This window comes from Kaistia algarum (assembly GCF_026343945.1).
Classification (GTDB): Bacteria; Pseudomonadota; Alphaproteobacteria; order Rhizobiales; family Kaistiaceae; genus Kaistia; species Kaistia algarum.
Window position 1 is genome coordinate 1 of sequence record NZ_JAPKNJ010000008.1, and the last position, 8,137, is coordinate 8,137.

The 8,137-nt window shown below is 66.1% G+C and carries 10 protein-coding genes; 4 read left to right on the forward strand and 6 right to left on the reverse strand.

Annotated features, from left to right (window positions below; all coding sequences use genetic code 11):
* The first annotated feature begins 35 nt into the window (after positions 1 to 35).
* The 4 genes from OSH05_RS25015 (at position 36) to OSH05_RS25030 (ending at position 3,880) form a co-directional block, all read left to right on the forward strand.
* Positions 36 to 515 carry a GlcG/HbpS family heme-binding protein gene (locus tag OSH05_RS25015; RefSeq protein ID WP_104221650.1) on the forward strand — a complete coding sequence of 160 codons (480 nt, stop codon included), beginning with the start codon at positions 36 to 38 and terminating at the stop codon, positions 513 to 515.
* 54 nt (positions 516 to 569) lie between these two features.
* Positions 570 to 1,580: a 2Fe-2S iron-sulfur cluster-binding protein gene (locus OSH05_RS25020; protein WP_104221649.1), complete on the forward strand. Its 1,011-nt coding sequence runs from the start codon at positions 570 to 572 to the stop codon at positions 1,578 to 1,580.
* A 17-nt stretch (positions 1,581 to 1,597) separates the two neighbouring features.
* On the forward strand, positions 1,598 to 3,145 hold the full coding sequence (locus OSH05_RS25025) for a carboxylesterase/lipase family protein (RefSeq protein WP_104221648.1): 1,548 nt from the start codon (positions 1,598 to 1,600) through the stop codon (positions 3,143 to 3,145).
* Positions 3,146 to 3,232: 87 nt separating this feature from the next.
* Complete coding sequence (locus tag OSH05_RS25030; protein WP_104221647.1) at positions 3,233 to 3,880, forward strand: GntR family transcriptional regulator; 648 nt, start codon at positions 3,233 to 3,235, stop codon at positions 3,878 to 3,880.
* A gap of 12 nt (positions 3,881 to 3,892) precedes the next feature.
* Here OSH05_RS25030 and OSH05_RS25035 read toward each other — a convergent pair whose 3' ends face one another.
* The 6 genes from OSH05_RS25035 to OSH05_RS25060 form a co-directional block, all read right to left on the reverse strand.
* Complete coding sequence (locus OSH05_RS25035; RefSeq protein ID WP_104221646.1) at positions 3,893 to 4,807, reverse strand: ornithine cyclodeaminase family protein; 915 nt, start codon at positions 4,805 to 4,807, stop codon at positions 3,893 to 3,895.
* Positions 4,808 to 4,824: 17 nt separating this feature from the next.
* Complete coding sequence (locus tag OSH05_RS25040) at positions 4,825 to 5,586, reverse strand: sulfite exporter TauE/SafE family protein (protein WP_104221645.1); 762 nt, start codon at positions 5,584 to 5,586, stop codon at positions 4,825 to 4,827.
* Between the two features lie 3 nt (positions 5,587 to 5,589).
* On the reverse strand, positions 5,590 to 7,041 hold the full coding sequence (locus OSH05_RS25045; RefSeq protein ID WP_104221651.1) for an aldehyde dehydrogenase family protein: 1,452 nt from the start codon (positions 7,039 to 7,041) through the stop codon (positions 5,590 to 5,592).
* Between the two features lie 83 nt (positions 7,042 to 7,124).
* Positions 7,125 to 7,439 carry a 2Fe-2S iron-sulfur cluster-binding protein gene (locus OSH05_RS25050; protein ID WP_104221644.1) on the reverse strand — a complete coding sequence of 105 codons (315 nt, stop codon included), beginning with the start codon at positions 7,437 to 7,439 and terminating at the stop codon, positions 7,125 to 7,127.
* A 36-nt stretch (positions 7,440 to 7,475) separates the two neighbouring features.
* Positions 7,476 to 7,772: a ferredoxin gene (locus OSH05_RS25055; RefSeq protein WP_104221643.1), complete on the reverse strand. Its 297-nt coding sequence runs from the start codon at positions 7,770 to 7,772 to the stop codon at positions 7,476 to 7,478.
* A gap of 75 nt (positions 7,773 to 7,847) precedes the next feature.
* Positions 7,848 to 8,137, reverse strand: a 290-nt coding sequence (locus tag OSH05_RS25060; protein ID WP_323181503.1) for a 2Fe-2S iron-sulfur cluster-binding protein, incomplete at its 5' end; no start/stop codon positions are given.

The window sequence follows — 8,137 nt, forward strand, 5'->3', positions numbered from 1 at the left end:
CAGGCGCTAGTTCGAAGACCCTCCGGAGTCGTGATTTGAAGACGATACTCAAGCTGGAGCGGGCCGAGGCCCGCCTCATGATCGCTGCCGCGATCGAGAAGGCCGAGGCTCTCGGCGTACCCGAGACGGTGTGCATCGTCGACGAGGGGGGCTTCCCGATCGCGCTCGAGCGGATGGACAATGCCCGCATCACGGGCCCGCAGATCGCCTGGAACAAGGCCTGGACTGCGGCAGGCCACAAACGCTCGACGCATCTTTTCACGAGGTCGCCGAATGGTCCGGCGCTTCCGGGCAACGAAGCCTATGGCATCCAGCTCTCCTTCGAGGGGCGTTTCGCTGCCTTCGTCGGTGGCTTCCCGATCGTCGTCGACGATCAGGTGATCGGGGGCGTCGGTCTTTCGGGCGGCAATGGCGAGCAGGACATTGCCTGCGGTCTGGCAGCGCTGGCGGCGCTTGCCGCGGCGCTGGCGCCGTCGGGCAAGACCGTGCTCGTGGAGGCCGACATCAAGAAATAGGAGGGTTCGATTTCCGCCGTCCGCTCTCTCCATCTTTCCGTTCCAGGGTGTCCCTTGTTGCACCGCGTCACATTGCTCGACGGCGATCTAGCCTTCGATGTCGAGCCGCACGAGACATTGCTGGCCGCCGCGCTGCGGGCGGAAATCAATTTGCCGCACGACTGCAAGTCCGGCACGTGCGGGACATGCCGTTTCAAGCTGATTGAGGGCTCGGTCGACTATGCCGAGCCGCCCATGGGGTTGGAACCCGAGGAAGCGGAGGCCGGCTTCGGGCTTGCCTGCCAGGCGCGGCCGACGAGCGATCTCGTCGTCGAAGCCGAACTGATGCCCTCGCTGCTGCCGGAACCGATGCGCTGCCAGTCGCGCGTCGCCGCTGTCCAGCGCCTCACAGCGGACGTGGTTCATTTGAAGCTGGCCTTGCCGGTCGGGCTTAATCTCACCTTCCTGCCGGGACAGCACATCAACATTCTACTGGAGGACGGCTCGGCGCGCTCTTTCTCGATGGCGAGTCGCCCGGCCGCCGACGGCATGATCGATCTGCATGTGCGGCAGATTCCCGGCGGCCGGTTCACGTCCGGCCACCTTGGCGCGCTGAAGCCCGGCGATGCGCTGGATCTGGAATTGCCGCTCGGGTCGTTCTTCCTGCGCGACGATTTCCGCCCGCTGATCCTGGTAGCGACGGGCACCGGCCTAGCGCCGATCAAGAGCATCGTCGAGGCCCTGTTCGATGATCCGACGCCACCGCCGGTCGCGCTTTACTGGGGCATGCGAACGGAAGCGGACCTCTATCTGCACCGTGAGATCGAATCCTGGGCCGAGCGGCTCGAGGATTTTCGCTATATCCCCGTGCTGTCGCGCGCTGGCGAGGGCTGGCAGGGCCGGCGCGGCTATGTGCAGGACGCCGTTGTCGAGGACGTCGACGACCTTGAGGAGCACGCCGTCTATCTCTGTGGCTCGCCGGGCATGATTTCGTCGGCGAAGCACCTGCTGATCGCTCATGGCGCCAGCGTCAATCACATCTACGCCGACAGCTTCCTCTTCCAGCACAATCGCGGCGCCGACTGACCACCGGGCGACATCTCATGCCAAGGATCGTCGAGACCGCGAAGGGCAGCCTGGCCGGCGAGAGGATCGACGGGGTACGGCGCTTTCTCGGTATCCCCTACGCGGCCCCGCCGGTCGGTGCATTGCGGCTGGCATCGCCGCGGCCGCCGCTTCCCTGGTCCGGCACCCGTATGGCAACTTCGTTCGGACCGGCGCCGCCACAGATCCTCGTGGGCTCGCAGCTCTGGCTCAATGATCCCATCGAAGCGCAGGACGAGGATTGCCTGTATCTCAATGTATGGGCGGGCGAAGGCGCGTCCGGCGCTCCCGTGCTGGTCTGGTTCCATGGCGGTGCGACGCGCAACGGCCATGGCGGCATGGCTGCGATCGATGGCGCGTTCCTCGCCCGCCGCCATGGCCTCGTGGTCGTCACGGTCAACTATCGGCTCGGGGCGCTCGGCGGGCTCGGCCACCCCGCGTTGGCCGATCCGGTGACCGGATATGCGGCGAACTGGGGCCTGCAGGACAAGGTCGCGGCGCTGCGCTGGGTACGGGACGAGATCGCGTCTTTTGGTGGCGACCCAGCGCGCGTGACGATTGCCGGCCAGTCATCAGGCGCCACCGACGCGCTGCTGATCGCGCAGAACCCCGATTTCCGCTCGCTCTTCGCGCGCGTGATCGCGCAAAGCCCGCCGCTGTTCCAGCCGCCGATGCTGTCCGATCTCGCCGGCGCCACGGAATACACGGAGGCGTTTGCCGGCCTTCTCGGCACGGATGTGGCTGGCCTTCGCGACATCGACGGCGCAACGCTGGTTGCCCGCGAACAGGCCTTCCTGCGCAGTTCCCCGCTGGGCAGGCCGCGGACGGCGCCGACGCGCGACGGCGTCCTGGTCCGCGACTGGCCGGTGGCCGGCACGCTCGCCGATGTTCCCTTGCTGATCGGCTTCACGCGGGACGAGGCGGGCTTCTGGTACGATCTGAGCCTGCCCGACGGTACGGTTCTCTCCGCGCTGAAGCCGCCCGTCGACATGGCGGGCCTCGCCGCTGAAGTCGGCAGGCTGGTCGTCCGCCACTATCCCTATCCGGATGCGCCGCGGCCGATGGACATCATCGCAGCTTACCAAGCGGCGATGCCGGCGGCGAGCGTCGCCGCGCTGTTCCTCGCCATCTATACCGACCTCGTCTTCCGGGCGCCGATCATGGATTGCGCCTCGCGGCATGCGGCGCGTCGCCAGCCTGCCTTTCTCTATGAATTTGCCTGGCCACTGGCCCCGCCGTCGCGCAGCGCGCCGCACGCGGCCGAGGTTCCCTTCGTGTTCGGCAATGTCGGACACCCTCATTATGCCGGAAAGGTCGGCCGGCCCGCGGAGGCGGCCGCCACCTCGCATGCCTTGGCCGGGCTCTGGGCGTCCTTCGTCCATTCCGGCGACCCGGGAGGCGGATGGCCGGCCTGGAACTTGGCGCAGCCGCTCGCGGTCCTCGGCGCGGCGCAGGAGACGCTGCGCATTGGCGAACTCGAGCGTCGCGCCGCCCTGTCGCTGTGGAGTGCGTATGACATGGCCCCCGAGATGACAGAGCCGACCTGAATCGGCTATGTCATAACGAAGTGGCGCGAATGCTGTATCCAATATGGCGCGACCACAAGCAGGCGGCGCCGATCCGGCAACAGACTCATGAACATCACCCTTCTTGGAACCACCCATACACCGCTGACCAAGCTGGTCACGCAGGCGCTTCGCGCTCGCATCCTGAGCGGCGACATCCCGCTCGGCGAGCGCCTGATCGAGGGGCGGCTTTCCGATGAACTGGGCGTTTCGCGCATGCCGGTGCGCGAGGCGCTTCGCGAACTCGCGGCCGAAGGATTGGTCACGATTGAGCCGCGCCGTGGCGCTTCCGTGACGACCTTCACCGAGCAGCAGAAGCGGGAACTGGTCGAGGTGCGGGCGACACTCGAATCGCTGAACGCCAAGCTGGCCGCCAAGCGGCATGACCCCGAGCAGATCGCCGAGCTGCAGCGCATCCTCGATGAGGGCACAAGGCTGCTCGAAGTCGACGATCCGGCGCAGCTTTCGCGGCAGAATTTCGATTTCCACGAGGCCATCGGCAGCGTCGCGGGCAATTCGGTTCTGCAGGACACGATCCGCTCGCTACGCGACCGCACGGCGATGATCTTCGCCCCGATCAGCCGGAAGCGCGGCAAGGAAAACTGGCAGGAACATGCGGCCATTCTGCGCGCGGTGATCGAAGGCGATGCGGAACTCGCGGGCCTCCTTGCCGCCCGTCACGTCTACAATGCCGCGCAGCTTCAGCAGGGCGTCTGAGGCGACAGCGCCTCACCCCGCCGTGATCCGGCGCCAGGCCAGACCGGCGAGCGCGATGTCCTCCAGGCCGACGCCGACCGATTTGTAGAGCGTGATCGCCTCGCGCGAAGTCCGCCCGGGCACGAAACCGGCGACGAGTTCGCCGAGTTCGACGATCCGATCGGCGGGCAGAATAGCCGGATCCGCCAGGACCAGATCGCCAGCCTCGCGCAGGCTTTGCACCTTCCATTCGACGGCGACGATGGCGCAGCGCGCCAGCGCGGCGTCGTCCAGTTCGCGGGTAGTCGGCAGGCTCGATCCCACGGCGGCGACGAAGGATCCCGGACGCAGCATGCCGCCGCCGAACAGCGCCGTACGAGAGCGCGTCGCTGTGACGACAATGTCCGCGGTCTCGATCGCCTCTTCTGTCGAAACGAGCCGGGTCGCGACGCCGGACTGCTCCGCGATAGCCGTGGCCGTCGCCGGATCGGGCCGGGACGACACCAGGAGTATCTCGCCAATGGGATAGGCCGCGGCGAATTGGACGGCATGGGCGCGGCCCTGCGTCCCCGTTCCAAAGATTGCCAGGCGGCGGCTGTCCGGCCGGGCGAGATGCCGGGCGGCCAGCACCGAACAGGCGGGCGTTCGCAGACGCGTGATCGCATTGGCTTCAATCGAGGCCAGCGGAAGGCCGCTCTCGGTCGAGAACAGCACGATGACAAACGAAAACCGCCCTTCGATGGTCGTGTAGACCTTGGCGCCGGTGACGCCGAGGTCGGGAATCACGGCACCGAGCGTCGACAGCTTGACGCCGCCGGCTTCCGTCCGAAACCGCTCCTGCATGGTCGCTCGGCCATGACCATAGCTCGCAAAGGCAGCTTCCATGGCGGCCTGCGCATCGGTGATGCTAAGAGCCTCTGCTACCATTTCGTCGGTAATGTGCAACATGGCCGGTCTCTCTCCAATCAGGCGCGAAGCAGCCACACGCGCGTCAGGATACCGATCGCGCCGCAGCCGGACAAAGCGAGCAGCAGCAGGCGCACGGTCTCGCGCGGTACGATCCGCGTCAGTGGGTTGGAGGCGATGAAGCCCAGGATCATGAAGGGCAGCAAGCCGATGCCGAGCCAGAATTCCGCCGGGCCAAACAGGTGGACATAGGCCAGCATGGCCAGCGAACCGATGGCGCCGATCAGGAACACCACGGAAATCGTCGCCCGGAGGCGCGGCGGCGGAAGGTTCTGCATGACGAGGGCAAAGGGTGGCGCGCCGGACGAGGTGATCGTTCCCATGACGCCAGAGGCGAGGCCCGCGAGGACCATATTGCGCACCGAAGGCACCACGCGCCAGCCGGAAAGGCTGAACGCAATGCCGGTCAGGATCAGGATCGCGAAGAGCGTGGAGAACAGCGTGGTCGGCAGGACCGACAGCGTCAGGCCGGCGATGAGCGTACCGGCCAGACGGCCGCCGACAAGCGACCCGACGTCGGGCCACACGATCTCGGAACACTCGCGCACCATGCCGAGGATGGCGATTCCCGCGCCGAGAACCAGCAGCGGGCCAGGCACCAACTCGGGGAAGAACAGGACTGCGAGCGGGGCCGAGACCATGGCGAAGCCCATGCCTCCGATGCCCTGAAGCAACGCCGCGACGAAAACCATCCCCGCCGCTCCAGCGAAATGGCCGCCAGAGAAGCCTGGCGGAAACAGATCGGAGAGCACCGTCTCCATGGCTCAGGCGCCGAGATAGATGCTCTTGATCCGCGTATAGAAGTCCATCACCGTCGCACCGCCCTGTTCCTTGGCGGCCTGGTTGCTGGAATGCTTGAACCCGCCGAACGGCACGTTCAATCCGACGCCGGTGGTCGGGCCGTTGACCTTGACGATGCCGTGCCGGGTCAGGCGGGCAAAGCGAAGGACGGATGGCAGATCGCTGGTGACGAGCGAGACGGCGAGGCCATATTCGGTTTCGTCGGCGATCGCGATCGCCTCGTCGAGCGTGTCGATGGCCCGGACGGCGACGACGGGCCCGAAAATCTCTTCCCGCAGCAGGCGGCTTCCAGCCGGCAGGTCGGCGATCACCGCCGGGCTGACGAAATAGCCATGCGCCAAGGCGGGATCGGTCTCCCGCAGCGATTCCCCGCCCGTCACGATCCGCGCGCCCTCGTCGCGGGCGATCGCGATATAGGAGAGGACCTTGTCATATTGCGCCTTCGTCGCGAGCGGTCCCATCTTCGCGCCCTCGGCATCGCCGGGGCCGACCTTGATCGCCCGCGCGACGGAAGCCAGCTTCTCGACCAGCGCCTCATAGAGCGGCCTTGCCACCAGAACCCGGCTGGTGCCGGTACAGGCTTGGCCCGTCAGTCCAAAGGCGCCCCGTTCGATGATGGCGGCGGCCTTGGCGAGATCGGCATCGGCCAGAACGATGGTCGCGTTCTTGCCGCCCATTTCGAGCTGGCAGCGCGTGTCGGTCGAGACGGAAGACTGGATGTCGCGGCCAACGGCGTAGGAGCCGGTGAAAGTGATCGCGTCGATGCCGGAATGCGCCGTGATCGCTTTTCCAATGCTAGCGCCCCGGCCGTGCACAAGGGCCAGAAGCTTCGGTGGAACGCCTGCCTCCAGCAGCACCTCGACCAGGCGCTGGCCCATCAGCGGCGTCACCTCCGATGGCTTGAAGATCACGCCATTGCCAGCCGCCAGTGCCGGGGCGATCTTGCGTGCCGCCATCGACAGCGGAAAGTTCCATGGGGTGATGACCGCGACGACACCGACAGGTTCCCGGAGCGAGAACACGATCTGTCCGGCCTCGCTCGGATAGGTCTCGCCATGCGTGCGCAAGGCTTCGCCGGCATAGAGGCGGAAATTCGCCGCGATCCGGCGCGCCTCGTTGCGCGCCTCGCCGATCGTCTTGCCCTCTTCGCGCGTGAGTTCGGCGGCGATCTCATCGGCGCGCCGGCTCATGATGTCAGCCGCCTTGAACAGGACGTCGGCGCGAAGCTCGGGCGATGCAGCCGCCCAGGCCGGCCAAGCCTCCCCGACACAAGCCACGGCCCGTGCCACATCCTCCGCGCCGGAATCCGGAAACGTGCCGATGAGGTCGCGATCATCGGCCGGGCTGCGATCCTCGAAGGTGGCGCCGGACGTCGCCGCGATCCACTGGCCGTCAATATGGTTGAGGTGGGTCATGCGATAGGGAACTTTCAGAAGGCTGCGGTCAGCGAAATCGAGAGGCGAAGGAAGCCAGGGAGCCGTGCGGCGGCGCCCGGCCACTATTCACCGATGGGCTTGCCGTTCGGACCTCGCGGCAGCCACGAGACGGCGACATCGCCGCTGACGAAGGTCTGACAGGCCATGCGATAGCCGGCGGCGAGGTCGGTGTCGGTCAGATGCTTGCGCTCCTTCGCCTTCACCGCGTCGGTATGCTCAAGGCCTGCCTCGATCCGGCAACGGCAGGTTCCACAGATGCCGCCGCCACATTTGAAGGGAATGCCACCCTTCTCGCGCAGCGAGACCCGGAGCAGATTGCTGTTCGGCTCGGCAGTCGCCGTCTTTCCATCGTTCGTGATGAACGTGATGGTGATCATCGGCAGTCGTTTATCCTGGCTTCGTCGGATCGAGTGTCAGACGGGCTTCAGCACGATGTCCATGCTGCCGTAATGGGTGAGCGTGTTGAGTTCGCGGAGTGCGTCCTCGCGCGTGTCGAATTTCTCGAACAGCTTCGACGGCACGGAGTTCGTGATCTGGGGCGGCTCGTCCTCGACGATCGTGATCCGCGCATCGCTGCGCTGCAGCTCGGCAATGGTGAATTGCGCGCGCTTGGTGCCGTAGAACAAATAGTCATACGACTCCACCGGAACGACGCCGTCGGAGATCTCCGTTCTGAACTGGCCAGGCTTGCTCGTCAGGATCACATACATGTTCTTCGCTCCGAAAGCGGAACCGGGTGGATCCGCGCTGCGAAAGCAGCGCGGCGTTCTTTCGTTATTCCAGGGCTATTCCTGCACGAGTTCGATGTCGTGCTTGATCCAGAGCTGGCAGATGAGGCGGTAGCCCTCGTCGAGACGATCGCCCAACTGCTTCTTTTCCTTCCAGTTCGGCGGCGGCAGATGCTCCGCCCCGCCGATGACCCGGCTCGCGCAGGTGGCGCATTTCCCCATCCCGCATTTGTAGGCGAGAAAGGGAAACGGGAACTGCTTGATGCCGGCGCGCACCACCAGGTTGGAGTCTTCCTTGACCTCGCCCTGATGGGCCTCGCCGTTCTTGTGGATGATGACGACCGGCA

Bases quoted from the DNA above. Each gene is read 5' to 3' on its own strand.
- OSH05_RS25035 (WP_104221646.1), bottom strand. From the start codon at position 4,807: ATGTTGCACATTACCGACGAAATGGTAGCAGAGGCTCTTAGCATCACC.
- OSH05_RS25030 (WP_104221647.1), top strand. From the start codon at position 3,233: ATGAACATCACCCTTCTTGGAACCACCCATACACCGCTGACCAAGCTG.
- OSH05_RS25025 (WP_104221648.1), top strand. From the start codon at position 1,598: ATGCCAAGGATCGTCGAGACCGCGAAGGGCAGCCTGGCCGGCGAGAGG.
- OSH05_RS25050 (WP_104221644.1), bottom strand. From the start codon at position 7,439: ATGATCACCATCACGTTCATCACGAACGATGGAAAGACGGCGACTGCC.
- OSH05_RS25040 (WP_104221645.1), bottom strand. From the start codon at position 5,586: ATGGAGACGGTGCTCTCCGATCTGTTTCCGCCAGGCTTCTCTGGCGGC.
- OSH05_RS25055 (WP_104221643.1), bottom strand. From the start codon at position 7,772: ATGTATGTGATCCTGACGAGCAAGCCTGGCCAGTTCAGAACGGAGATC.
- OSH05_RS25045 (WP_104221651.1), bottom strand. From the start codon at position 7,041: ATGACCCACCTCAACCATATTGACGGCCAGTGGATCGCGGCGACGTCC.